Source organism: Dorea sp. D27, from assembly GCF_001185345.1.
Taxonomy (GTDB): domain Bacteria; phylum Bacillota; class Clostridia; order Lachnospirales; family Lachnospiraceae; genus Extibacter.
The window spans coordinates 570,664-597,192 of sequence record NZ_KQ236744.1 but is presented as its reverse complement, the minus strand read 5'-3'; the positions used below and the strand labels follow the sequence as shown (position 1 = coordinate 597,192).

At 50.0% G+C, this 26,529-nt stretch carries 24 protein-coding genes and 1 pseudogene; 2 read left to right on the top strand and 23 right to left on the bottom strand.

All coding sequences use genetic code 11. From position 1 onward, the window contains the following. Positions 1-208 precede the first annotated feature (208 nt). From HMPREF0980_RS09280 to HMPREF0980_RS09255, 6 genes are read right to left on the bottom strand one after another with little or no spacing between them, the layout of a single operon-like run. Complete coding sequence (locus HMPREF0980_RS09280; RefSeq protein WP_008791596.1) at positions 209-580, bottom strand: metal-dependent transcriptional regulator; 372 nt, start codon at positions 578-580, stop codon at positions 209-211. An 11-nt stretch (positions 581-591) separates the two neighbouring features. Next, a complete protein-coding gene (locus HMPREF0980_RS09275; RefSeq protein ID WP_008791595.1) occupies positions 592-2,328 on the bottom strand; it encodes an ABC transporter ATP-binding protein in 1,737 nt (578 codons plus the stop codon). A 14-nt stretch (positions 2,329-2,342) separates the two neighbouring features. Then, positions 2,343-4,088, bottom strand: coding sequence for an ABC transporter ATP-binding protein (locus HMPREF0980_RS09270; RefSeq protein WP_008791594.1), 1,746 nt, complete (start codon positions 4,086-4,088; stop codon positions 2,343-2,345). Then, complete coding sequence (locus tag HMPREF0980_RS09265; protein WP_008791593.1) at positions 4,085-5,599, bottom strand: ABC transporter ATP-binding protein; 1,515 nt, start codon at positions 5,597-5,599, stop codon at positions 4,085-4,087. The genes HMPREF0980_RS09270 and HMPREF0980_RS09265 overlap by 4 nt, the downstream gene beginning before the upstream one ends. A 5-nt stretch (positions 5,600-5,604) precedes the next feature. Next, positions 5,605-6,342 carry an energy-coupling factor transporter transmembrane component T gene (locus HMPREF0980_RS09260; protein WP_008791592.1) on the bottom strand — a complete coding sequence of 246 codons (738 nt, stop codon included), beginning with the start codon at positions 6,340-6,342 and terminating at the stop codon, positions 5,605-5,607. Continuing rightward, entirely contained in the window at positions 6,342-6,923 is a 582-nt protein-coding gene (locus HMPREF0980_RS09255; protein ID WP_008791591.1) for an MptD family putative ECF transporter S component, read from the bottom strand. The genes HMPREF0980_RS09260 and HMPREF0980_RS09255 overlap by 1 nt, the downstream gene beginning before the upstream one ends. 195 nt (positions 6,924-7,118) lie before the next feature. Between HMPREF0980_RS09255 and HMPREF0980_RS09250 the strand changes: the two genes are divergently transcribed. Then, a complete protein-coding gene (locus HMPREF0980_RS09250; RefSeq protein WP_330375887.1) occupies positions 7,119-8,111 on the top strand; it encodes a helix-turn-helix domain-containing protein in 993 nt (330 codons plus the stop codon). A 60-nt stretch (positions 8,112-8,171) separates the two neighbouring features. On the opposite strand, the gene HMPREF0980_RS09245 is transcribed toward HMPREF0980_RS09250, so the two are convergent. The 6 genes and pseudogenes from HMPREF0980_RS09245 to HMPREF0980_RS09220 form a co-directional block, all read right to left on the bottom strand. Beyond that, positions 8,172-8,525, bottom strand: a complete 354-nt coding sequence (locus HMPREF0980_RS09245) for a TnpV protein (RefSeq protein WP_008978045.1) — start codon at positions 8,523-8,525, stop codon at positions 8,172-8,174. Positions 8,526-8,551: 26 nt separating this feature from the next. Beyond that, positions 8,552-10,432, bottom strand: coding sequence for a recombinase family protein (locus tag HMPREF0980_RS09240; protein ID WP_008791589.1), 1,881 nt, complete (start codon positions 10,430-10,432; stop codon positions 8,552-8,554). A gap of 91 nt (positions 10,433-10,523) precedes the next feature. Then, positions 10,524-11,492: pseudogene (locus tag HMPREF0980_RS09235) on the bottom strand (type IV secretory system conjugative DNA transfer family protein); the annotation flags it as partial. After that, entirely contained in the window at positions 11,489-11,965 is a 477-nt protein-coding gene (locus HMPREF0980_RS09230) for a PcfB family protein (protein WP_007037035.1), read from the bottom strand. The pseudogene HMPREF0980_RS09235 and the gene HMPREF0980_RS09230, both read right to left, overlap by 4 nt. Before the next feature lie 41 nt (positions 11,966-12,006). After that, entirely contained in the window at positions 12,007-12,228 is a 222-nt protein-coding gene (locus tag HMPREF0980_RS09225) for a DUF5348 domain-containing protein (RefSeq protein ID WP_002569164.1), read from the bottom strand. A 31-nt stretch (positions 12,229-12,259) separates the two neighbouring features. After that, positions 12,260-13,243: a DUF6017 domain-containing protein gene (locus HMPREF0980_RS09220; protein ID WP_007037034.1), complete on the bottom strand. Its 984-nt coding sequence runs from the start codon at positions 13,241-13,243 to the stop codon at positions 12,260-12,262. 234 nt (positions 13,244-13,477) lie between these two features. Here HMPREF0980_RS09220 and HMPREF0980_RS09215 point away from each other — a divergent pair, with 234 nt between their 5' ends. Then, the gene (locus HMPREF0980_RS09215) at positions 13,478-15,010 is read left to right on the top strand and encodes a recombinase family protein (protein WP_330375886.1); all 1,533 of its coding nucleotides are present in this window, start codon (positions 13,478-13,480) and stop codon (positions 15,008-15,010) included. A gap of 112 nt (positions 15,011-15,122) precedes the next feature. Here HMPREF0980_RS09215 and HMPREF0980_RS18900 read toward each other — a convergent pair whose 3' ends face one another. The 11 genes from HMPREF0980_RS18900 to HMPREF0980_RS09160 all read right to left on the bottom strand — a co-directional run. Further along, positions 15,123-15,284: a hypothetical protein gene (locus HMPREF0980_RS18900; protein ID WP_157039365.1), complete on the bottom strand. Its 162-nt coding sequence runs from the start codon at positions 15,282-15,284 to the stop codon at positions 15,123-15,125. A 48-nt stretch (positions 15,285-15,332) separates the two neighbouring features. Beyond that, positions 15,333-15,860 (bottom strand): hypothetical protein, encoded by a 528-nt coding sequence (locus tag HMPREF0980_RS09210; RefSeq protein WP_049728839.1) that lies wholly within the window; start codon positions 15,858-15,860, stop codon positions 15,333-15,335. Further along, the gene (locus HMPREF0980_RS09205; protein ID WP_147629811.1) at positions 15,861-16,364 is read right to left on the bottom strand and encodes a hypothetical protein; all 504 of its coding nucleotides are present in this window, start codon (positions 16,362-16,364) and stop codon (positions 15,861-15,863) included. 17 nt (positions 16,365-16,381) lie between these two features. Then, entirely contained in the window at positions 16,382-17,062 is a 681-nt protein-coding gene (locus tag HMPREF0980_RS09200; RefSeq protein ID WP_049728837.1) for a hypothetical protein, read from the bottom strand. Between the two features lie 176 nt (positions 17,063-17,238). After that, positions 17,239-17,769 (bottom strand): hypothetical protein, encoded by a 531-nt coding sequence (locus tag HMPREF0980_RS18895; protein ID WP_147629810.1) that lies wholly within the window; start codon positions 17,767-17,769, stop codon positions 17,239-17,241. 300 nt (positions 17,770-18,069) lie between these two features. Beyond that, positions 18,070-21,327, bottom strand: coding sequence for a hypothetical protein (locus tag HMPREF0980_RS09185; RefSeq protein WP_049728834.1), 3,258 nt, complete (start codon positions 21,325-21,327; stop codon positions 18,070-18,072). A gap of 396 nt (positions 21,328-21,723) precedes the next feature. Further along, a complete protein-coding gene (locus tag HMPREF0980_RS09180; protein ID WP_049728833.1) occupies positions 21,724-22,593 on the bottom strand; it encodes a tyrosine-type recombinase/integrase in 870 nt (289 codons plus the stop codon). Between the two features lie 173 nt (positions 22,594-22,766). Beyond that, entirely contained in the window at positions 22,767-23,447 is a 681-nt protein-coding gene (locus HMPREF0980_RS09175) for a histidine phosphatase family protein (protein ID WP_049728832.1), read from the bottom strand. Between the two features lie 18 nt (positions 23,448-23,465). Beyond that, the gene (locus HMPREF0980_RS09170) at positions 23,466-24,311 is read right to left on the bottom strand and encodes a trigger factor (protein WP_049728831.1); all 846 of its coding nucleotides are present in this window, start codon (positions 24,309-24,311) and stop codon (positions 23,466-23,468) included. A gap of 120 nt (positions 24,312-24,431) precedes the next feature. Beyond that, on the bottom strand, positions 24,432-25,478 hold the full coding sequence (locus tag HMPREF0980_RS09165; protein ID WP_049728830.1) for an NAD(P)-dependent alcohol dehydrogenase: 1,047 nt from the start codon (positions 25,476-25,478) through the stop codon (positions 24,432-24,434). Between the two features lie 37 nt (positions 25,479-25,515). Next, a partial coding sequence (locus HMPREF0980_RS09160; protein WP_049729182.1) for an FGGY-family carbohydrate kinase occupies positions 25,516-26,529 on the bottom strand: 1,014 nt, incomplete at its 5' end.

Sequence of the window (26,529 nt, the reverse complement as noted above, 5' to 3'; positions counted from 1 at the left end):
TGTGCTTCATGGCGGCTCCCTCCTAAAGCCGCCGTGTCAGCGTGTAGTCGTCACTCCTTTGTCGAGGGCATAAGGAACGGCGGCCTTGATGTACTCAAAACCGCCGCAGTACCCGGAAAATCCATTTTGGGCGCACAAAGCTGCCTGCCCTGCAACGGTTTTTTTCTTTCCCCGTCTTGCGGGGCAGGATCGCTTGGCTTATTCGGTTTTAGTCTTGCTCTTGTTCGACTGCTTCTTTCAGCCGGTCAAAACTCTCATCGCTGATGATGTGTTCAATACGACAGGCATCGGCCTCCGCAGTTTTGGGGTCAACGCCTGCGGTGATAAGCTGCTCGGTAAAGAAGCAGTGACGCTCGTAGATTTTTTCGGCTACCTCGCGGCCCACATCGGTCAGATGGAGAAAGTGATCTTCGTCCATCATAAGAAAGCCGCCGTCCCGCAAGGTAGCCACTGCATGGCACACGCTGGGCTTTGACACCTCCATGTGCCGGACCACATCTACGGAGCGTACCATACCGAGTTTCTTTTGGAGAACAAGGATGGTTTCCAGGTAGTCCTCCCCGGACGCATGAAGTTTCATCTGAACCTCCTTTACTGAGCCAGCTTCCAGCCGATGGCCTCCTGTCTGGCCGATACAAAATCGGCATACAGGCCCTTTTGCTGGATCAGCTCCGCATGAGTGCCGCGCTGGACGATATGAGCGTTGTCCAGTACAAGGATCTGATCGGCGTTGCGGACGGTTTTCAGACGGTGGGCAATCATGATGATGGTCTTGTCATGGGTCAATGCCTCGATAGCCCGCTGCAATTCATCCTCATTCTCCGGGTCAACGCTGCTTGTTGCCTCGTCCAAAATGATGATAGGTGCGTCCTTCAGCATGGCGCGGGCGATGGAAATCCGCTGTTTCTCGCCGCCGGACAAAGTACCGCCTCCCTCGCCAATCACAGTGTCATAGCCATCCGGCAGGGCAGAAATAAAGTCATGGCAGCAAGCCTTCTTCGCCGCCTCAACCACCTGCTCATGGGTGGCGTCCGGGCAGCCAAACTTGATATTGTTCTCAATCGTATCTGCAAAGAGGTATACGCTCTGGAACACCATCGAGATATTCTTCATCAGGCTGTCCAGCTTAAAATCCCGTACATCCGTACCGCCTATGGTAATCTTCCCGGCATTCACATCCCAAAAACGGGCAATCAGGTTGCACATCGTTGTCTTTCCTGCCCCGGAAGGGCCGACAATGGCCGTAGTCGTTTTTTCGGGAATGGTAAAGCTGACCTGATCTAATATCTTACGGTCTGCGTAGGAAAAATCCACCTTGTTAAACACGATCTCGCTGGACTTCGGCGTAATATCAGCGCCTTTCTCGTCCATTACCGGCGTGTCATCAATGGAGTTTGCCGTATCCATCGAGGCCGCCAGCATTTGCAGCAAAGAGGCCATATTCCCGGCGTTCTCCAAATCGTTGAACACCATGAAAGAAGCAATCACCAAAATCAGACCGTAGGCCAGCGGCAGGGAGCCGTCCAGCCAGAACCAGACCGAGGCCAAAAGCAACAGGACGCTGAACACCCGGACAACAGCCTGTTTGATAGCGTCATAGGGAACGCTGGCCTTTGTCAATTTCAGGTTATCTCGGCAGCTCGCCTTAATTGCACTGCCGATAGACTGCGTGCTGTCCCGTTCCAGTCCAAATGCTTTGACAATCCCCATCCCCTGAATGTACTCCAACACAGACTCCACAAGGGACTCCTGTGTGTGCTGGCGTACCCCGCTAAGCGCGGCAGATTTGCGAAGCGCCAGTTCCGCCGCCGCAAGGTAAATCAGGACACCGGCAGCGGCCACAAGACCGATCCGCCAGTCAAATACCAACAGGACGATGACGAGGGCAACCGAGTTGAAAAAACCGCCCAGCACTGACACCAGGACACGGGCTGCTGAGTTCTCTACATCACCCAAAGTTGTTGTGACAATGGCGGTAATATTCCCGATACTATTCTTGTTGAAGTAGCCCATCGGGATGTAGCGCAGCCGATCTCCGATGTGGATACGCTTTTCCGCCACCATGCAATAGCCGGTTTCCGTCTGCTCCATCGTGGAAAAATAGGTCGTGATGATACGCCCAATGAGGGAAACGGCCATAATCCCCAGCGAAAGCCAGATAAACTTTCCGTCCCGGTTGTCAGATACCAGTGCACCAATTACCACAAAGAGGGCGGCAAACTGCATGGCTGAAAACAGCCCGGACAGGAATGAGAATAACAGGGATTTTTTTAGAAGCTCCTTTTTGCTGCCTGCAAAAGCAAAGATTTTTTTCAATGTTCCATACATCTGACAACACCCCCTTACATCTGGTCTTTCGCGCCGATGTGCGCCTGCCACATATCCCGGTAGAGGGGGCAGGTTTCCAGCAGCTTCTCATGCGTACCCTGTGCGTGGATGGTTCCATCCTTCACCACAACGATGTTATCTGCGCCAACAATGGTAGACAGCCGGTGTGCGATCACAATCAGGGTCTTGCCGACAGTTAAAGTGGAAATGGCTTTCTGCACCAGCGCCTCATTCTCTGGGTCGATATAGGCAGTTGCCTCGTCCAAAATGACAACCGGCGCATTTTTCAGCATGGCGCGGGCGATGGCAATCCGCTGGCGTTCACCGCCGGAAAGATGGGAACCGGCGCTGCCGACAACCGTATCATAGCCATTATCCAGCTTGCGGATAAAGGCGTCGCAGCCGCTTTGTTTGGCTGCCTGCTCCACCTCTGCGTCCGTGGCACTGGGTCTTCCCATGCGGATATTCTCCCGGATACTGCGGTTAAACAGGTAGTTATCCTGAGATACATAGGAAATCTGGTCTGCAATTTCAGACAGCGGCATATCCTTCAGCTCATGGCCGCCGAGGGTAATGCTGCCGGATGTAACATCCCAATACCCGGCAATCAGCTTCGCCACCGTAGACTTGCCGGAGCCGGATGGCCCTACAAGGGCGGTCATGGTTCCGGGGTGGATGGCGAGATTCACATCATGCAAAACCTCTGTTGTCCCGTCATAGGAAAACGACACAGACCTGAGAGAAATGCCGGTATCTTCCAGCTTGATCGGCGTTTCTTTATGGTTCAGTTCTTCGGCGTTCAGAAGCTGGCTGATTTCTTCCACATTTGTCCCCAGTACAGCCAAATCGTCCGTAAAGGTAAAGGCCGCAATAATCGGCCCGATCAGCCCCAGCGAGAAAATCACAATGGACAGGAAGGTGGAAAGCTCCAGACTGCCGGAGAGCCAGAACGCGAAGCCGCAGGGCAGCACGCAGATTAGCACTGAGGGCAGGATGGCGTTGTAGGCGCTCATGGTTTTCTGGTTTTCACGCATCCAGTCCACATAATAGTTGGCGTTATAATTCACCGCGTCAGAATATTTTTTGTAGGAACCGGCGGACTGGCTGAACGCTTTTACCACCTCAATCCCGCCGATGTATTCTACAATGGCGTTTGCCATCTGCTTTCCCGCTTTAACCGCGCCCTCCCATTTGACGGGATAATTCTTCATACCGGCGGACATGACAGCAAGGCCCACCACCAGCGTAACAAGGGACAGGAGCGCCATGCGCCAGTCCATAACGAACAGATATACGACAATCACCAAAGGCACCAGCACATTTGCGGTCATTTCCGGGAGCAGGTGTGCGAAGGTCGATTCCATGCCTTCAACCCGGTCAACAATCGTCGTTTTGTACTGGCCGGACGGAGTATCTAAAATCGTCCCCATCGGGACGCGGGCCAGCTTTGCGGTGATATTCTCTCGCAGATCGCGCAGCGTGTAATAGGTCGCCGTGTGGGAAATCGTTGTAGAAAGACTGGAAAACAGCACTTTCCCAAAGTAGCCGCACAATGCAATAATACCAGCGGTCACATAGCGGGAAAAATTCTGTTCCCCAGACAACATCATTGTGACAATATTCGCCACGCAGAAATAGGGCACCATCTGGCAGGCCACGCCTAATACCGCAAGGATAACACTGCCGATGAATTTTCCATGATAGGGCTTGCCCCATCCCCATAAGACGCCTATGGGCGACTCTTTCTTTTCCTCCTTCATTCTGTGGACACCTCCTTCTTCATATCACTCAGAAAAAACTTTAGTAGGCGTTTTCGGCCATCGCTGTCCTCTATGGAATAACTTTCATGAATTTGCCCGTTTTCTAAGTGAAGGACATAATTGCAGCAGCGTAGAATAAATTCCGGGTCATGCGTTACCACAAGCGCAGTTCTTCCAGTATTCGCCACCTGATTAACAACATTGGCAACCTGCCTCATGTGAAACAGGTCAAGGCCGCTGGTCGGTTCATCGAATAAAATCAAAGGGCGCTCCGAAGCAATCGCAGAGGCAACCGCCACGCGCTGCTTTTGGCCGCCGGACAGTCCCATCGGGTGGCAGTCCTCATAAGGCAGCAGGTCCATCTCCTGCAAGATTTCTCTTGCCCTCTGCTTATCCTCAGTTCTCATACTGAGCAGAATTTCATCCAGAACACTTTCGGTAAAGAGCTGGTGGTTTACATCCTGCATGACCATATAACAGAGTTTCAATCGTTCTTTTCTGGAATAGTTCTTGCTCTGATCCTGCACCGTTCCTTTGAAGTGCTTTTCCAACCCGCAGAGGCACCGGGCAAAGGTGGATTTTCCCGCACCATTATGTCCGATGATGGCCGTGGCGCTGCCGGATGGGAAAGAGGTTTCCGTTATATGCAAGGTTTCCGGCTCATGCTTATAGGCGAAGGACACATTCTTTATCGTCCAAACCGCCTCATTCATTCTCTGCGGCGTGCCTACAACTTCTGAAAGCCCCGCAAGATCAAGAGGGCGCAATCCCATATCATCGCGCTGTCTTGCCGACAGGCCGCAAAATTCCTCTGCTGTATAATCACCTTCGATTTCTCCATCTTTTAGGTACAGGACACGGTCAAAGAGGCCGGACAGATAATACAGCCGATGTTCAGAGATGATGATGGTCTTTCCCTGCGATTTCAAAGTAAAGAGTAGCTGTCGAAAATCAGCGATAGCGTATGCGTCAAGGTTGGATGATGGCTCATCAAGCACATAAATATCCGGGTCAATCGCCGCTGCCGATCCGCAGGCGATTTTTTGCTTTTCACCGCCGGACAAAGAAAAAATACTTCTATCAAGCAGCGGCTCCAACTTTAGCTGTGCAGCTACACGCTTTACACGGTCACGCACAAGATCTTCCGCTATGCCGTGATTCTCTGGGCCGAAAGCCAGTTCGCTGGTCGTGTCCACATTGAAAAACTGAGAACGCGGATTTTGAAATACAGAACCGACTTTCAGAGAAATATCAAACAGTGACAGGTCACGGGTATCCTTTCCATCCAGATAGACGGAGCCGGTATAAGTCCCCTCATGATAATGGGGGATCAAGCCGTTAAACAACCGGGTCATGGTTGTTTTCCCACAGCCGGAAGTCCCGCAGAGCAGGACAAAAGAACCGTCCTCAATGGTGCAGGAAATATGTTTCAAAGCGCCACCGGCCTGCCTCTCACTGTCGGGAAGGGTACTGGCAGGATAAGAAAAGGACACATCTTGACATTCAATCATTTCCTTCACCCCCTTGCGGCAAGCACATAGATTTGCGCTGCAAATGCTCCCAGACAGATCAGCAGGAAAATAACATCCTGCACATGAAAACCCAGCTTACAGATATTCGTCCGTTTTACCGGGCCTCCCAATCCCCGCGTAAGGGCTGCCTGGGACAGTTCCTCCCCGATTTTGACGGAGCAGATCATCATGGGAACAATCCGATACTCTAAAATCGTACCAGCTTTACCACCGCCAAAGCGGACGCCACGCATCCGCATGGCGTCCCCAATGGCGCTCCATTCTTCCGCAACCGTGGGAAAGAAACGGAACATCACGGACATGGGAATGGTAATCTGCTGCGGCAGGTGGAGTCGTTCCATCGCTGCAACAAATTCGCTGACCGTGGTTGTAGTTACCACGAAATATCCCATGACCACGCTGGGGGTGAACCGCAGAAGAATACCAACGACGGCTACTGCGATGTAGTTTGCTACGCCGGTCAGTCGGGACATGCCGAACATTTCCAGGCACAGACTGCCTCCAAAAATCAGGATATAGAGAACAGCGCCTTTCCATTTTCTGGCCGCTGACAAAAGTAACAGCGGGATCGCCGCCAACACGATGATGTAATACTGCATGATACCTTCATACGAACCGCCTAAAATAAAGACAGCTATGGTAATCAGTACCGCCAGTTTTGTCCGGGGGTCTAATAAAATTCCGCTATTGTTTTTTTGACTTGCAAGAAGTTCGCGGCTCATTACACAATTCCCGCCCGCTCAAAGTGCTTTTTGAAAATCTTCTGTCCGATCAGGCCGCCGACAAGACCACTGACGAAAGCAGCAATAAGCAGTGCCGGCAAAATCCAGTCTGGCATATAAGCCATGAGCGTGTCGGCATATTCCTGACCGTAGCCGGGGAGCAGGCTCTGGTAGTAAGCGTCACGCGTCACAACGATGGGAATAAACGCCCCGATTACCCACATGGAAAAAACGCCGTGGATCAGCACTTCACGCTTGGCGTTCTTGTAGTCACAGGCTTTCATCATAAAATCGGAAATCAGCCCGAAAATCAGCCCGGTAGGGATGCACCACCAGCCCATGCCGGTCAGCAACATAATGATACCGAGCAGCACCCCGCAGATGGTAAGCATACCGAATTTTTTGATTTTGGAGAAGAACAACATCATCGGAATACCGCCCACAAGCGGCACGATCACGCTGATAAGCGGAATGAAAATCGGGATAAAACCGATGGACGCCGCAGCGAAAATGACGATAAAATAAATCGCCGTGAAAATACCGATATTGATGAGATCCTTTCCTTGCAATTTGTTGTTCATTGCGAAACCTCCTAACATGATTGCTTTCTCGGTTAGATCTCGCTAACCAATTCTAATGGTAGCACATATTCAATTATGCTTCTATGCACATATCAGTATTTTAGGCCCGTATAGCAAGGAGTTTTTTCGTTTTGCCAGCATATCCATTGACCGTGAATTTTCTCGCGGGTATAATAATATTAACGATTTTGTGTGATGAAAGGGGCGAAGCAGTTGCGTGATATGATATACAGCATTTTAGAAAACAGCGATACTGTTTCTGATGTGACTTTGAAAAACAGTCCAAATAGCAGCACATTGCTTTTGGATCGGGCAGATGGCAAGGGACGCATGACATTCCATACGCTCTTTCCGGGGCTGACTTTGGCTTTTATTTTTGTAAATGCTCCCGTATGGCCGGAGTCGGATGAAAATTCAAATCTAAAGCCTTTGCTGATTAACTATTGCGTTTCAGGCAGAAGTGAATTGCTTCTGGATGACGGCTCTTACATTTACCTGAAGGAAAATGATTTTTGTGTCAGTGAACAGACCGCACAGAAAGAATATATCTTTCCTACGAAGCAATATCAGGGGATAAAAATATATTTTGACCTGTCACTTCTTTTACAGTCCTGCGGTGAACTTTTGAAATCTTTTTCACTTGACCTCCCTACGCTGGAAAAAAGTTATTGTGGCAACCATAAAACATATATCAACGAAGCGGACAGCGAGCTGGAAAATATATTTCAAAAACTCTGGCGGCTATCCGAAAGACCCTCGGCCTTCCATTTGCAAATCTATACTCTTGAACTTCTCCACCGGCTTCTTAACATGGAAATCCGGCCTCCGAAAACTTGCGGCTTCTACACGGAAACACAGGTTGAAATTGCAAAAAGGGCGGCACAAATCCTTTCTGATGACCTTCGCCAGCACATCCCTGTAAGACAGATTGCAGAACGATTTTCGGTCAGTGAAACCAGCCTGAAAAATTATTTTAGAGGCGTATATGGACAGAATATATCCACCTGGCTGCGGGAAATCCGCATGAACGAAGCCGCAAGACTTCTTTCGGACACAAAGCGTCCGATTGCCGAAATATCAGAACAGGTCGGCTACTCTAATCAAGGGAAATTTGCCGCCGTGTTCAAAAAGCAGTTTGGCTTTTCTCCGCTGGAATACCGGCGGTCAAAGAATTTGGAAAACCGATAAGAACAAAGCCGGGATTTGCCACTTGTCAGCAAAATCCCGGCCTTTCTTATGCCTAAAATCTCATGCGGAAATCAACTCTTGAAAAATAACTTCCTCCGCCTGCGCCTTCAGCGTGTTCATCAGCCCCACCCAGCGCATAGGGTCACAGGCTTTCAGTTCCTCGGTAACGCCCGCCGCCTCCATCATGCGGGGCAGCATGGCGTCTATGCGCTCCCGCGCCGCCCGGTCAATCTCCAACAGGTGCGGGTATAGCATTTCGCTCAAGATCAGGCTGCTGTAAAGTCCTGGCCGGTGTTCCTTCAGGTAGCGTTGCCGCATACGGCCATACTTGCCGATGGGGGCCTCCGGCTGCTCGGAAAGTTTCAGGTCGGGGATGTAGTAATCCCCGCAGCGGGTGTAAGTCAACTCGTTCATGTTCGTCCTCCTTTGCATTGTAATTGTTAAACGGCGGTGCTGGCCGATACGGTGGCCTTGCGGGGCTCCTGCCTAGGTAACTGACTGACGGGGATAAAAATGCCTTTTTCCATGTCCTCAGCACGGATTGCGGCCTTTGCCGCCTCCCGTTGCGCTTTGCGCTTTGCGTTGTAGCGTTCTTCCCATTCCTTCTGCTTGCCGTTTGCTTTGCGGCGTAAGTAGTTCTGGTGAAGCCTGTCCTTGCGTTCCTCTTTCTTCCGCAGTTCTTCCTGTTCCTCCGGGGTCAAGGGAACAGGCTGCAAGGCGGGCGGGATATACCGGCCCACAAAGTTGAAGTAGATTTCAACCTCCTGCGTGGTGTCCTGACTGCCTTTCCGGGCGCGCTCATGGACAAGGATTTTCTCGACAAACTCGTTGAGCATGATATTCGTAAGCGTGTCGAAGTTCTCATACTTGTCAATCAGGGCAATAAACTTCTCCGCAGATTTCCGGCTCTGCTCATAGCCGGTAACGGCTTTTTCCAACTCTGTGATTTCCGCATTGAGGGCGTCTTGCTCTTTGGCGTACTGTGCGTCCAGGGCCTCATACCGGGCGTCCGGCAGCTTGCCCAGGGCGTTGTCCTCATAGATTTTGCAAATCAGCCGTTCCAGTTCTCCGGCCCGCTTTTGGGCGGCAGCCAGCCGTTTCCGCTTTTTAGAGATGTCGGCGGTCTGCTGGGCGGCCTGCGTTTCCTGGACAGTGCGGATAAACTCGGCCCGGTCATTCCTGGAATACTCCGCGATGGTCCGGAGCATATCGGCAATCAGGGTCAGAACAGCTTCGGCCTTGATGCGGTGCTGTGTGGGGCAAAGGGAGCCGATAGGGTATTTGCCATACTGGCCGCAAGTGTACTGAGGAACACGCTTACCGTTATAGGTGCGGTGAACATACATCTTGCCGCCGCAGTCGGCGCAGTACATTAGGCCAGTCAGGGGATATGCCTCCCCAAAGCCGTCCGGGTAGCGTCTGGCGTTTCCCCGGACGCGCTGCACATTGTCAAAGGTTTCCTGGTCGATGATGGCCTCATGGGTATTCTCGAAAATTGTCCATTCGCTTTCGTCAACATAGTGGCTTTTCTTGTCCTTGAAGTGCTTGCGGGTCTTGAAATTAACCGTATGACCTAAATACTCACGCTTTTTCAAAATGCTCACAATGGTGGACGAACCCCAGCCGTAGGGGTCTTTGACTGGCTTCGTCCTGTTTACTCCTTCGTCAAAGCGTGCCAGATGGACAGCGGGAATTTCAACCTTTGCTTCGGACAGCAGCTTGGAGATTTGATAGGGACCGTAGCCCTCCATCGTCAGAGAAAAGATACGGCGTACCACCTCGGCGGCTTCTTCGTCCACAAGCCAGTGTTCCCGCTTTTCGTCCCACAGGTAGCCATAAATGACGGTGCCGGTCAGATGCTTGCCGCTCATACCTTTGGACTTGAACACGGAGCGGATTTTCCGGCTGGTGTCGCGGGCGTAAAACTCGTTCATAATGTTGCGGAAGGGGGTAAAATCATCGTCGCCTTTCAGGCTGTCCACACCGTCGTTAATGGCGATCAGCCGGACGCCGCGCTGCCGTAAAATCTCCATGACCTGACCGACCTTCAGATAGTCACGCCCCAGGCGGCTCATGTCCTTGATGACAATGGCCTCTACACGCCCCGCCTCAACTTCCTCCATCATCGCCAGGAATCCGGGGCGATCAAAACGGGTTCCCGATACACCGTCATCGGTAAAATGCCGGGGATTGGGCAGGTTATTCCGACGGGCAAACTCCTCTAACATCTGCTTTTGATGACTTATGGAATTGCTCTCACCCTGTAACTCGTCATCGCGGCTCAATCGTTCGTACAGTGGGGTGATTTTCTCGTTTCTCATGGCTGTACCTCCTGAAATGAAAATGCTCTAAGTGACTGCTTCACTAACCATGACATAAACCATGATTAAGAAGTCACTTAGAGCATACATCTCCCGCCGCAAGTTTGTATTTTTTGTACTGCTTGACTGCAAAATGTTCCGGGTCTTTTTCTTCCAGACGTTCAAACATGAGGTCAACCGGGTTCTGGAAATCCTCGTCGTCCTCGCGGGCTTCCGACGCATTTATCATCTCAAGCAGCGTCGTGAAGTTCTTCTCGTCCTCCGGGGCTTCATACCAGATGTAGCCGATTAGCGCGGTGTAGTAGAGCTTTTCCGCTTTCACCCAGAAATCCTCGCCGGATTTTTCCCCGTCGCCTTTGGTGTTGGCGATAATGGTATTGACTAACTTCAAAATGTCCTTTTCGCTCCGCAGATAGGCAAAGGGATTGTATTTCATGGATTTTTTGAAGTTAATCGTATTTAGCACTTTGATACGGTATTTGTACCGCTGTAACATTTTCCCGGTTTCCAAAATCAGTGTTCCTTTCGGGTCAGTGACGATATACGACGTTGGAAAATCCTTTGACGTACATTGCATGAGCGACGGTTTCACAAAGAACCGGGTCTTGCCGCTGCCGGAACCGCCGATTACAAGGATATTTTTGTTTCTTGCGTATTTCGGCTGCTTCGGGCGGCTGTTCATGGTGAGCCGTTCCGTCTGCGTTAAGGGGATATTGTTCTCAAATACCGGGTCGGTGTACGGCTTTATGTCGTCAGCCCCGCCCCAACGCGCCGAACCGTATTCTGTCCCGCGGCGGTATTTCTTCGCGTTCTTGCCTTTGGTGTAGATAATCAGCCGGACAATGACCGCCCCCGCAATGCCTAAAGCTAAGTCTGCCGGGTGGAAGCTCGGCGCGATACTGGAAAAGGCGGCGGTAAAACCGTCCCCAAGATGTAGCAGCTTTGCGCTTGCGTCCGCGCCGGGGGAGAGCCGGACAGCCGCGCCCACTTTATCAAAGAGCCAGACAAAGAGCAGATACGGGAGATTTAGGATAAGCAGCTTCTTGATTTCCGGCTTCATAGCGATACCTCCCTGTCCTTGTTCTTGACCTTTGCCCGTTCCGCGTTTCTGCCCTGTGCAGCTTCTTTGAGGGTAGAGAGCAGCTTTCGGATTGAGGGCTTTTTCTCCTGTGTCAGCTTTTTTGCGGAAAATTCCTTAAAGGCTGCGGTCAGTACGTCCGCGTCCCGCCCCTTGAAGAAAACCAGATAGCGGGGCGGGCTTTCCGTCGCGTCCTTTTTCAGCGCAAAGTCGATACCGTACTTTTTCGCCGTACTCTCAAAGGCTTTGATATTGCCCTCGGTAATCTCAATGTTGGAAACGCCCGCGTTCTGCTTCATAAGCTGCTTTAAGCTCTGCTTGCCCTGTGGCGGTTTTGCAAGCTGCTTTTTGCCCTTTGACAGTATGGCTTTCATTGCCTTTTGGAGCGTCTGCGCGGTCAGCTTCCCGGTCTTGATGTAAAGGGCTATGGTCTTTTCGTTTACTTCGTCCTGCAATTTGTCGCGTCCTCCTTTCGCGTTTCTTTATGGGGCGGCGGTCAGATACGCACCCGCAGCCCGTTCAAGTCCTCGGCTCTGATACCCACAAGATACCAGTTGTCGCCGTACTCAATCCGGGTCGGCTTCCACTTGCCCCGCACGAATACGTCAAAGCACTCGCCGCAATGCAAGCCCCCGTAGTAGCTGTTTAAGTCAAAGCGGATGTCGTAACGGTCGGTGCGCTCGTCAAATACCAATGCTCCTGTCATTTTCTGTGCCATAATAAAATCCTCCTTTTGTGGTTGTGGGTGGTTACAGGCTTTCGCCCTCATTGCATGAATAATAGTCCGGGTCGCCGTACTGCGGCTTTTTCGGTGACAGTGCGCCGCTTGCCATGTCATGGGCGACAAGGGAAGTGTAGTAGTTGCCGATTGTGGACGGGGCGTTGAAAAGGGCGGCTTTCAGATATTGCTTGATGTTGCGGATTTTGGTTGTGTTCTCCCGCATACAGTCAAGCACAAAGCGGATATGCTCGCCGTCTAGTTTCATAAACTTTGACTTCACAAGCTCTGCCGGGTAGTCGTCCCCCGCAATCCGTACCCGCTTTCTGGCGGTGCATACGGTTTCAAGCATGAGGTCTACAATCTCGTCCAGCCTGTCACTGTCAAACTTCATGTCCTGTTTGAGAATGTGGTAGTCGATATTGTCCTTGATGATTTCCCGGTATATATCAACTGCGCTCTGTGCTGCCGCTTCCGTTCCTTTCCGTTCCGGCGGCGCAGCCGCTTCTCTGCAAGGAGAGGGGTTAGGGGAAAGGATAGGAATGGAATGGGTACTTGATAAATCTGTATTTGATTTTTCTTTTTTTGGTAAGTCAGTTCTTTGTATATCTTTATTTAATTGCGTTGGATTTTCCAACGTAGGTTTTTCCAATGTTGGTTTTTCCTGCATTGGATTATCCAATGTTGGATTTTCCAATGTAGGTAAATCCGGCGTAGGCGGCTGCGGCTGCTCGAATATCACATAGTCCGCGCCCCGCAAGCGTCCTTTCTCGTCGCGCTCCCTTGAACGGACGATATACCCGGCGCGTTCAAGTTCCTTAATGGCTTCGCGGATAGCGTCTATCTTCTCCCGGTTGATAAGGGATAAGCCTTTCAAGGTGTAGTCCCAATCTTCGGGGAGTGACAGCATTTGCGACAACAGCCCCTTTGCCTTTAGGGAAAGCTCCTTGTTGCGTAGGTGGTGGTTGCTCATTACGGTATAGCCCTTGTTTCGTTCCACTCTGAAAACTGCCATAGTTCATAGCTCCTTTGCTTTGGATTTGTTACGCAGTAGAAGCGCGGTTTCGGGGGATAAGGTATAAATCCCTTTCCGCGCCAGATACGCGCCCGGAAAACCGCTTGTAGCAAGGCTTTTTCTGCCCCTACTGCGTAACAAAGGGCATGAAAAAAGCGGCGTTCCTGTTCTCCCATGTAGAGAGTAAGAAACGCCGCTTCTGCGTCGTATTCAGTTTTTAGTACAATACCCTGCTTGTCCGTCGCTCGAAAAACCTTGATTTTCCAGTGTTTTCAAAAGTATCGTTATCTAACGTCAGCTTTCCAGAGGCCGGGGTTCCAGGAGATGATGCGATATGTGGAGGATTACAGCGTATCCGCTGTGATTGTCAAAGACCTGTCCCGGCTGGGCAGGGAGTATTCCTACATGGGGCGGCTTCAGGATTTCATCTTTCCCGCTTATGACGTCCGCTTTATCGCCATCAACGACGATGTGGACAGCGCCAAAGGGGAAAATGATTTTGCGGTGTTCAAAAATGTATTCAACGACTACTACGCCAAGGATACCAGCAAGAAAATCCGGGCAGTGGTAAAGATGAGGGGTGAAGCCGGGGAGCATATCGCCAGCAATCCGCCCTATGGGTATATAAAAGACCCGCAGGACAAGAAGAAATGGATCGTGGACGAAGAAGCGGCAAAGGTGGTGCAGCGTATCTTCAACCTCTGCATTGCGGGGAAAGGCCCCATGCAGATCGCTAAAATCCTCACAGCCGATAAGGTACCGACCGTTACCGCTTATCACGCCAGGCAGAAAGGCTGGGCCATGCCTGAGAATCTTTATCAGTGGTGTGCCAAATCTGTCGCCGGGATATTGGAGCGGCGGGAGTACACGGGCTGTACCGTGAACTTCAAGACCTATACCAAGTCCCTGAAATTCAAAAAGCGGATGGAAAACTCGGTTGAGAACCAGCGGGTTTTTGAGGATACCCAGCCCGCCGTCATTGAGAAAGGGCAGTGGGAACGGGTACAGGAACTGCGGAAGAACAAACGCAGGCCGACAAAAACAGGAAGGACCAGCATGTTCTCCGGCCTGCTCTACTGCGCCGACTGCGGGGCCAAGCTGTACTTCTGCACCTGCAACACCTACAAGGATGACAGCCAGAATCATTTCGTTTGCTCCAACTACAAGAGCAACACCGGCTCCTGCAAAATCCACTATATCCGGGAACAGGTGCTTTACCGGATCGTGCTGGAGAGTATCCAGCGGACATTGACTTATGTCCGTATGTTCCGGAAGGATTTCAAGCTGGAAATGCTGGCGCAGAACGAAGAAAGCCGCAAGGCGGAACTGGCGGAAAAGCAGAAAGCCCTCTCCGGAGCAAAAAAGCGGATGGAGGATTTGGACAGGATTATCCAGCACATCTATGAGGACAATGTGCTGGGTAAGCTATCCGACAGCCGGTACTTAAAATTATCCCGCCAATACGAGAAGGAGCAGGCAGAGATTGAACAGCTTGCCGCCGTATTGGAACGGGAAATCGAGGAACAGTCCGGGCAGGTTTCCGATGTGAACGAGTTTCTGAAGCTGGTGGACAAGTACCTGGATATTCCGGAACTTGACGCCGCCATTCTCAATGAACTTGTAAGCAAGATTGTGGTACACAGCCCGGTAAGGGAGAACGGGAGGAAGCATGTACAGATAGATTTGTACTTTACCTATGTGGGACAAATCCGCATCCCTTTGAAAATTGGAAGGGAGTCCTTAAACGAATCGGAACCGGCGTGTTAAGTCACGCCGGTTCCGACCAAATTTCTTTTTGCTTCCTTATGGGCCGCTGCCTAAAGCGTGCACCGTTTTTTAATATTATTGGTGGCCGGAACATGCGGCCACCAATTTTAATTCAATCGGCCATATGAACGTCCTTCCTCTTTTCCAGCCGTTCCAGAGCATCATAAAGGCTGGATTCCTCCCAGCCTGCTTCGCGGAATACGTTCTGGAGTATCCTGTCGGCTGTAGCAATATCCAGTTCCGGCTCCTGCGTTATCTCTCTGTAATCTGCCACCTGCTCTTATCCTTTCTGTTCTCTCAATCCGCCCCTGCCATCCACATATCAGGATGAAGGAAACGTCCATATGATCGATTCATCATATGGCTCGCCTTCCCGGGGCGCTTTAAAATCCTTCGTATAATATATCTCCAGCCTGTCAGGCTGCGGCCTTCCTTCTTTCATCAGTATGACAAAAGAAAACTCCAGCTCGTCATTCGCGCCGATCTCCGTAACCAGATCGCTTTTATCATGATTTGAAAAAAGGAGGGCACCTTCATACGTCTTCCTGCCGCTTATGCCCTGTACCATGATATTGCCGGCATCAAGCACATATAAGCCTTTATTTTCCGCTGTTCCGGAGATAACATAGTAAGAATAGCCCTTCTTTTCCTCGTAATAGTTATAGTAGCCGTTTGGCTGCTTTGGCTTGACCTCCTTGCATATGTCAGCCTTCTCGAAGGTAAATGAGATGCCGTTCATGGTTATGCTCTCATCAGCACCGGCTTGTATGCTATGTTCCGCTGTTATCTTACCGCGGCAGCCGCTGGCGCAAAGCAGCAGCAGAAAGGCCAATAATAAGCACTTTTTCATTTATTCCACCTCGAGCACCGCTTCCATTGCTCCCCCGTTATATAAGTTGTCCGGATCCTTCATATCAGCCGCTTCCACATTCAAGACGATCGGATACTCCCCCTTCTTTAATTCCTTATCTATCTTGAAGCTTGTTACAGCCGTGCCCGGTTTGATCAGGCCTGTCTGATACAATGTCGATCCATCACTTTTAAGTATTATGTGGAATTTGAAATAACAGTCATTCCCTTCCGGGTTGAGCAGTGCCACTTCGACTTTCTTCGTTGCCAGGTCCATCTCAAGAACGTCATATCCCGGCATAAGGATGGAGTCCGGGTCTGTGTTTTTCACCCCATTCGGCAGTTGATATGCAATAGCATGCTTGTCCAGATCCGGTCCGCGCTCATAGGTCAAGGCTGCCGTCACTCCTGCGGCCGCAATCAGCAGCAGAAGGATTACTGTCATTATTTTTCTGACAGGCCTTTTACCATGCTTCCTTTTCCTCTTCCTGTATGTATCTTCCATATACCCTCCCTGCCTCATTATTCTGTTATTACGAGTTGTGCCTGTATATTTCCTGCATTATATACGATTTTTGGTTCCTGTATGTCCCGTGTCTCCACGATGACCTCAATGGGGTATGTCCCCGACTCCAGCTTCTTGTTGAGATCGAATTCCATTACAGCTTTGCCTGGTTCTATCAGGCCGGAGGCGTATAGTGATTCGCCGGTGTCCGTCTGCTTGATCGTATACCGGAAATAGCATTCATTCCCTTCCGGGTTGAGCAGTACGGCCTTGATATGCGTATCCCCTTCCCTGCCGTTCAGTGTACTCACCCCCGGCAGCAGGATGGAATCACTGTCCGTATTCTTAATACCTTCCACATGATAGGATACCGCCGTCTTGTCCAATCCCTCAACCTCGTCCTTTCGTGCAATCCATATGCCGGCCAGGAATATGATGGCGCATACGAGCGCCGCCAATATGACCGAAAGCAGCCTGTGCCAGGCATGGTCGACAATCCGGAGGAAGCCCTCTTCCCCTTTTCCGTCCACCACCGGAATATATCCCACGACCCTTTTCGTCCACGCCAGCCTGTTCTGATAAGGATACAGGCCCACCTCTGCCTCTTCACCGGCAAGATGATCCTCTGCTTTGGGATTTTCACGCATATGGATATCCGAAAACACTTTGAACCCCCCATTCGGATACAAGGCCTGCATCTCTTCCTCATTTGCATAATACCAGCAGCCGGCGTCATGAATCCTAAATACTCTTTTTGTTCGTAATAATGGATGTATCTTATATTTGATAGGTCCTTCCTCCTGTATGTTTATTCAAAAAGGAGTCAGTCCTCTGATATGACCGACTCCATCCTGCATGCCTGTGGGAATGGTTTCTAAGTGGTGCCATCTTTAAATGTAAAGGTTACCGTTTTTGTAAATGTTCCCTCTGGATTGGCGGTGCTTTTCAGATAGGCATAGCCTGTGGCCACATTTTCTTTGCCGGTGCCAACTTTTGCCTTCATACTGCCCAGCTCAAAATTAGGACCGCTCAATTCTGTCTTTGAACCATTTGCCAGCCCCATCTTCGCAGAACCGCCGCTTCCTCCTGTCATGTCAAATCCAGTGCCGTATCCCGCAACCGAAACCGTAACGGTCTCACTACCCGCATAAGCCTGTCCTGACAGCTTATCCAGCAGTTCAAAGTTCAATGACTGCCCCTTGCTCGGCTCGGTATTGTAATCAGTCAGGGTCACCTTGCTCGGGAAGGAAACCATCCAGTCCGCCAGGTCCGGTGCTGCAGAATTCGCGGTATATGTAACTTGCGTCTTTCCCTCTGCAGTTCCTGCTGCCAATGCCGGTACTGTTATTGTTATGCTGATCATAGCAGTCAATGCCAATACGCTCATAAATTTCATCTTCTTCATATTTGTTTTCTCCTTTTTTTATGATTATAATTAACATCAGCAATACTGCCGATGCAATTACCAGCCTTTCCAGATGCAGTAATATGCCCGTATCACCCGTACGGGGGCCTGGCATAAGTTTACCTTCGCCTTTGCAGATGATTTCTAACGCAGGTCTGTTATCTGGTATGTATACGACTTCCATCTGTCCTGTTTCTCTGCTCTTATCAGCATCTCCATATGCCAGTGCAGTACAGCTGCTGCATGCAAGGCATAAGATGAAGATGCCGACGCTTACAATTCTCTTAATCATGATACACCTCATGGTGATGGTGATACGGCAGAGATATAGAATAAGGTTCCCTGCCCGGTATCCGATGGATCGGAGCTGATGTTGAAGGTCCCCTTATAGACCTCATTGCCGTCTTTGGTCTCTGTATTGAACCATATGTCCTTACTCCTCACCGTCCCCCCCAACGTTCCGGCACGTGCATAGCTCCCGTCAGTTCCCGGAGCGTCCAGCTTATTCCCCCCTGCGTCATAAGAAAAGACTTTGATCGTCTCTGCCGAATCATCTTCCAGGGAAAGGTCAAATGATTTCAGGACATCTACGTTAACCTCTTTGTCATTGCCATTCACAGGTTCGTAGCCTATTGTTACTTTTACGCCGGCATACTTGTCTTCCGGCTGCAGGTTGGTCCCCGCTTCACTTAACAGTATATTTCTCGGTATCGTTATATAGGAATCGGGTGTGATATCCTTCCACACGGCCTGAAGCTGTATGCTCTTATTATTTGCACCAGGACCTGATGCAAATTCGTAGGCTGCCGGCTCCGCCCCCTGTTTGATCATGTAGCCCGGTTTTGGCACCCAGCTTCCGGAGTCGTCAAGCTCCTTGACCGTCCAGTAATCGAGCACCTTTCCTGCCGGACACTGGGATGCCGTCGGGAACTGGATGGCCGCCCTGTTATGTCCATCGTAAGTTCGATATACGGTCTGATCCTCGATACCTGTAAATGGGCTTCCATCCTCCTCCAGATAAGTGACCGTCAGTCCACGGTCATATGCCACCCTGGCGAGCTCCTGATTATCCTCTGTCACTTTAGGCACGGAAGTCGTATTATCAATGTTCAGATAATACGTATGGTGGTCTGCGGCATTATCATATGTCTCAGCAAATTTGCTGAATACGATATTAGTCCCGATTATCGCCTTCGTACTTTTCGAGTCGGAAGCAATATTCAGATAAGAAATCCCCGGTTTTTCTACATCCTGTAAATACTTGTTTACGTGCCCTGTTACAAAGCTGCCCTCAACGTTCTCACCCGGCTTATAGTTGAGCTTGATGTTCAATTCCAGCTTCGCTGTGTACATAAGCAGTTCCAGACGCTCCTGTTCATTCGCGTTCAGTCCCTTCCCCTCTTTCCAGATGTCTAGCAGGTCGGCCGAATCACGTCGGTAATAATCGGCAAGGCTGACCGTGTCCCCGGGTCTGAAGTAGTCTGTGTCTTCTTTGTTCTTGTACAACGTCTTTACAACCTTCTCCGGATCCAGGAAAGGGTTATCTTTTGCCTTGATTTCGATAGTGAACCCGACAAATGTCTCCCCCTCCCGTCTAGGCGCCTTGAAGCTGTCTGAAAAAACGATCCTGTTATTAGCCTCCAGAAGGTCAAAGCTCCCGTCTCCATTCACGATTACGTTATCTGGATTATTTCCGTCCACAAATTCAGCATTATTTACTATCTGTCCGCTTATTTTCTCCGTTGTTATATCGATAGCCCGCTGACTGTGCTTTCCGCCCTTATCGCTGACCCGCATGAACAGGACATATTGGAACGGGCTGATCTCGCCTCTGTTTTTAAAGTCCTCATTGAACCAGGAGTAGCTGCCCAGGGTAAGCGTCCCTCCCATTTCCGCTTCGATCGTCTCGGCTCTTTGTCCTGTTACTTCCCCATTTTCATCAAAGCTTAATACCCGGGGGTGCGTGTATCCCCACTCAGGCGTGACACCGAATTTGAATGAATATTGATCGTCAGCGGCACCGGGGATTCCCGTGCCGGACGGATATTCTTTGTTGGCTATGGACTGCTTATCTAAAAATACTCCTCCTGGTTTGATTGCCTTCTTGACTTGGCTCCCGCCGGCTCCGCCAGTGTCATTTGGGTCCACCATAAAATACGAATCTCCTTTATCTGCTGCCGTAGCGAGGGATACCTTGTCTAAACCACGGAAATAGTGGGAGCCTTGTACGCTGCTGGCAGACTGCGTCTGTAGATAGAAGCTGTTTTTCATATTACTGATTGTAATTATGGCCCTAAAATCATAATATTCTCTCGTGCCGGAGAGGAAATGTGCCTTCATAACCTGAATCATTATGTTGGCTCCATTCCCTGCAGTATAGTTTTCCGTTATCTGGGACGCACCTGTATCGCTCGTATCTTCCCAGGAAGGGTCCCAGAAGTTGAACGTTTCATTTATTATCGGCTCCTTTGCAGAATAATCCACGCCGTTCGGGAAGTAGCTCAGGGTCAATGTAGGAGACGGCCAAAAAAAGAATGTAGGGGATGACGGAGTTCCGTTGCCGCCGGCACGTTTCATACGATATTCAAAGTGCAATACATCGCTGCTTCCAAATGTCCCGGTTGATATCGTTTTCTTTCCGATGCTCATCTCCACATCTTTTGTTTCGCTGCCCCGTGGTTTTGACCATCCCTTCGTCAGATAATCCTCTCCATAATAATCCGTCCCAAAATACGGATCACCCTGTGAATAGTTGCCTGTGGCATCCGTCTTCCTGATCCAGCTGTCACCTATCTCTGTATTCTGCATAGGACCGGTGCCCTCATATACCCCGCAGATGAGAGGTCCATCATCCCTGTCACCGACTACGGTCATATCCAGGCTTTTATCAGGATATAGGAAGGAGTATACAATCTCTCTTTTTGCCTCGTCTTCACTTTTGGATATCTGAAGGGATGCATCGCCAAAAATGATGCCGACCGGCGTAATGCCCGGTGCTTCCACCGTATGGTACCCTGCAGGATATGTCAGCTTTACTTTAACATGCGTGTCATGCCTTGCGTAGAAGCTTCCATCAGCTTTGGTGAATCCCAGGATGAACTCTAGTCCGAATCCTTCCGCCTTCTTATCGTCTATAACATTCACCTTGTACTCCTTCGTGTTCAGCTGGAACTTAAAGGAGACTTCAGCAGTATCCGGCACTTCATTCGCTATCTCAAAATCCTGGGCAGGGCCGTCACCATTATCTACGGAATAGTAGCGTCTATCCCCTATCTTGTCATAATAGTTGATTGGATATACCTTCCAGGTCGCACCTTCAAGCATTCTGATTTCAGCACGCACGAACTTATAGGGCAGACCTTCAAATGTCTGGTCATCGATATTTATGATATCTCCCCCGGAAAACCGATAGTATCCCATCGGCTTCTCTTCTTCCATCGTATACATAGGCACCTCTATGAAAGAAGATCCATTGCTTTCCATTTTTTCAGCCTTTAGTTCACCAATCGTCACCGTCCCGGAAACCGCCGACGGGCCAGCTGATGCCTGTACATTCATCGTTTGCTCCCCAGCAAATGAAAGTACAGCCAATACTGGAATTAAAACTGCAAGAAATAAAGACTGCGGTTTTCTCCAAATCTTTCCTAATCTTTTTATCATAATTGTACTCCCCCAGTTTACGACATAATATGTATTATGTTGTAGACCGTGGTTTTTAATAATATTTCGTATACCATATTGAACATTAGCTGTTCAATATGGATAAAATAATGAAAATAAGGGATTAATATCAAAGAATTTGTTAAGATGATGACCTGACATTTGATAGATTTTTTTGGACTTTTTTGAGAAAATATATTGTAAAATTTTACCACTTGATATATACTGAGAAAAATAAATGAGATTTGCTCATTATTTGAATAAGCAGAAGCTACATATACAACATAATACATATTATGTTGTTTTTTTGTATTCCGGGATTACCAGATTCATCTTTGAAAGCGATTTTTGACATTCTCTTCCGGTTGTCATCGTGTATGTCCTCGTCGTTTCTATGCTCGCATGGCCAAGGATGTCTGCCAGCCTTACGACATCCTTCTGCAGACGGTAGTAGGTTAATGCGAACAGATGCCTCAGATTATGGGGGAATACTTTCTTGTCGCTCACTTTTGCATCCATACACAGCTTTTTCATCGCGTTCCAGATATTGCTCCGATCCATAGGTTTTCCACTTTTGGTGATAAAGATGGAGCCGCTCCGAATATTCTCCTTGCGGCAATAGTCCTTCAGCATTTTATTAAGCGCGGCAGGTATAAAGATAACCCTTACTTTGCCTTTGTTTTTGACAACCGCTTTCCCTTCTTTCAAGCTTTCCACCGTGATATACCTATGTTCGGACACCCTGATTCCCGTGCCGCAGATTGTCTGCAGCAGCAGATAGAGACGTTCATTCCCGTTATTCATTGCTGTATCCAGCAGTCTCTTATATTCACTTTTTGTAAGTTCCTTTTCCTCATCATAAAAAGCTGAGCGCTGTACCTTATGAAGCTTTACTTTCAGGCTATTCAGCTTCATAAATTCTAACAATCCGTTCAAGGCAGCAAGCATACTGTTGATGCTGGACATCTTATATCTGTCGGACAGGCTGTTCTTATATGCGACCAGAACCTCTTTTGTGATTACTTTATCCTCCTCCGGCAGATATTGATAGAAATATGTGACATCCCGCATATATTTCTCAATCGTCGCCTGGCTCCGTTCTTCGTCATACAGATGTTCTCTGTATTTTTTTAAAATGTTCTGATCCAATACCGCTTTCTTCATTTCATGCTTCTCTCCTTTAACCTAATAATTTGATTTTTATCATAGCATGCCGTAACATCAAATCATCTGGTTGATTTTACCATCTGTTCCGTCCGTCCACCTCTTTTGAATCTGGTAGATGCGTAAGAACAGCAGGCAGAACGGAAAGCCGTTCTGCCTGCTGTTCTTATATTTCATATATCTGATTCTTTACCGGCATCGTGTCTCCCTGCCACGAGCGCGCTTCCTTTTCTATCTTCCTCTGGAACGAAGCTGTCATCACTCCAGGATACTATCTCTGCTATATCATCGTCAGTCACTTCCACGATGTTGAGTGCAGCATTGCCGATCGGCTTTGCCTCCCATATCTCGCTGATGTCCGTTCCAATGAAACGCATCATGAGCAGCGTCAGGCAGATCATGTGTGATGTTATGAGGATGGTCCTGCCCCTGTTGCTGTCTACGATTCTCCAGAACGTCTCCGTTATCCGGTCCGACACCTCCTGAAACGTGTCGCCGCCCTCGATCTTGATCTTTTCAGGATGATTTCCCCAGAGTGATATCTGGACCGGATATCTTTCTTCTACCTCTTTGCCAGTGAGCCCTTCCCACTTGCCGCAGCAGATTTCCCGGAGTCCGTCATCTTCCAGTATAGGTAAGGGACGGTTCCCCCGTATGATTTCACCTGTCTCAAGCGCCCGTTTCATAGGACTTGAATAGATGACATCTATTTTCTCGTCCTTCAACGCTTCTTTCGCGTACCCGGCCTGCCTTCTTCCTTTTTCATTCAGCGGAATGTCAACGCTTCCAAGGAACTTGCAGAGTACATTCCATTCGGTCTCTCCATGGCGCACCATGATTACTTTTGTCTTCATGCCTGCTATCTCCTTCTTCTATTGAACTGCCGCATTTCCGTCCTCTTTTGACTTCGTATCCGCTTCGGCTGTCTCATCTTCCGAATCTTCCGCCTTTGTCTCTTCGGATGCTTCTACAAGCTTACAGCGGTCTGCAATCCAGGATTTCACATTATCCTGTGTTACGAGGAGGCGCATCTCTTCTTCCGTCACTGCCTTAAGAAGCAGATCTGTATTGGGGAATTTATATTCTTTAGCGTATTCTTCCAACGCCTTCTGGAACTCTTCTTCATTTGGCTTCAGCCCATACTTGTCAGCTATGACCTCTGCTGCAAGCTCCTGTTTTACAGACGCCTTAGCCGCCTGACGCAGTTCTTTGTCCGTCATCCCAAGAGCCTCCATGTACGCATCGTATTCCATGCCTGCCTCTTTTGCATAATCTTGATACTGGCTTTCCAGATGCTTCTCCACCTCTTTGAGACGGTCTTTTGGATAACTCTTGACTTCTGTCTTATCTATCACCTGCTCCCAGGCTCTCGTCTCTATCTTCTCCCGGGCGGCAGTTTCCTTTGCCTTATCTATCTGTCTGCGGAGGTCATCTCTGTACGCTTCCACCGTATCAGCCGTATCCGAAAGCGTCTCCTTTACAATTTCATCGGTAATCGGCGTGTCTTTCGGAAGATCATGCTGTGCCACATACCCCTCCATCATCCTTGCCACCACCTTATCTATCTCTTCCTCTGTCGTCTCTGTAACCTCTGCTTTTTCAACTTCGATTCCTTCGTATTCGTTAACCGTTACATATTTATCAGACAGTTTATCCGAGCAGCCCGCAAGGGACGCCGCAACGATAAACGCTGCCAATAGCACTGCTGTTTTCTTCATAATACATACTCCTGTTTTTCCAAAATATTAATGGGGACAGCCCCCTCCATGCAAAAAGAGACTGCCCCCGTATAAAGAATGAGCGAATTCTCTCCCTTTATACCGTTTTTTATGTACAGTTTATACAAACTTAACGACTGATTTTATTACTTCATCCTTGTGGTTCAGACTGTATTCTATAGCTTCGATACAATCCTTGAAATCAAATTCATGGGATACGATATCCTTTACCGGAATTGCCCCTGATGAAACAGCGGCAATTGCTTTCGGCCACAAGTTTCTATAACGGTATACCGAATAGACGACACCTTCCATTGCGTTCAGCGTTGCAATGTCCAATTCCAGAACCGGTTCCGGCGATACGCCTACAAGCGTTACTTTTCCGGCGCGTTTGATCAGCCTGCAGGACTGCAGCGTCGTAATCCGGTTGCCTGCGCACTCGTACACCTGGTCTGCACCGCCGCCCGGCAACGTCTTGGCAAATTCCTCGATACTCTCTCTCTTGCTGTTGAATACTCTTGTTGCTCCGACCTCCATGGCTTTTTCGAGCCGTTTGTCCATGACATCAGCTACGTAGATTTCGCTGACGCCTCTCGCTTTCAGGCTCATGACCGTGCACAGGCCGATACAGCCGCTTCCAAGGACGATAGCCGTCTCGCCGATTCTGGCGTCAGACAATTCCGTGGCATGCATGCCGACTGCCAGAGGTTCTATCATCGCCCCTTCCAGAGTTGACATATTCTCAGGCAGTCTATAGCACATGCTTGCATCGTGCGTGCAGTACTCTGCATTTACTCCGTCCCTCTCCCCTGGGATTGCCAGCATCTTTATATTCGTACACAAGTTGTAGTTTCCTTTTCTGCAGTCTTCACAGTGCCCGCACGGCACTGCCGGCTCGATAGACACTTTATCGCCGATTGCGAATCCTTCTACCCCCTCACCGATTCCGGTGACTACGCCGCCCGGCTCATGCCCGAGGGCAAGAGGTCCGTCTAATGTCCAGTTTGCAAGCTGGCCTTCCTGGTAGAAGTGAAGATCAGACCCGCACACGCCTACATATTCAAGCTTGATCTGAAGCTCGCCTTTGCCTGGCTGCGGTATGTCGCGCTCTACCCACTCCAGTTTTTGTTTTCCTGTCAAAACACATACTTTCATCTTTCCTTCCATCGTTTTCTACCTCTTTTCTTGTTTGATTTACATGTCCTTACCTCGTTAATATAGCTCCGACTGCCGATTTCCAGCCTTGATATTTTCTATCTCTCAATGCGCCGTCCATTTGCGGCTCATATTTTACCCGTTTCAATCTGTCAAAGATGCTTTCATCCCACACGCCGAGGGCAAGCCCTGCTGCGTATGCCGGGCCGATGCCCGACAGCTCCTCCGAATCCGGCACCTGCACCGCGGCCTGGGCGATATCGCTCTGGAACTGCATCAGGTACCGGTTCCTCGTCGGGCCTCCGTCCACCCGCAGCTCTTCCACCTTCACCCCCGCATCCTGGCTCATGGCTTTCACGATGTCCGTTATCTGGTAGGCGATGCATTCCACCCCTGCCCTCACCACCTCCGCACGGCCTGTCGTGCGCGTCATCCCTACGATGGCCGCCGCCGCGCGGCTGTCCCAGTACGGCGCCCCGAGGCCCGAAAACGCGGGGATGAGGTACAGGCTGTCGTCCTGCACCGCCTCCCTGGCCAGCCCTTCCGTCTCCCCCGGCGAGCTGATGAGCTTCAGGTCGTCCTTCAGCCACGTGATCACCGCCCCCGTGTAGTTCAGGTTCCCCTCCAGCACGTAGCTCACCTTCCCGTCCATGCTCCACGCCAGGGACGTCACCACCCCATGGGTGCTTAAGACCGGCCTCTCCCCGATGTTCATCATGATCGAGGAGCCCGTGCCGTAGGTGGACTTTATCATCCCGGGCCTTAAGCAGCCCTGGCCGAACAGGGAGCCGTGGGAGTCCCCGAGCACCCCGTGGATCGGCACCGGGCGGGGGAGCAGCCCTTCGAAGTCCGTCTCTCCGAAGTCGGAATCCGAGTCGCACACCTCGGCCAGGTTCGCCGGGTCTATCCCGAAGAGCCGGCAGATGTCCGCATCCCACGTGAGCTCGAAGATGTTGAAGAGCTGCGTCCGGGAGGCGTTGGAGTAGTCGGTCTTGTAGGACTTCCCGTCGGTCAGCTTATAGATGAGCCAGCTGTCTATCGTGCCGTGGCAGATCTCACCTGC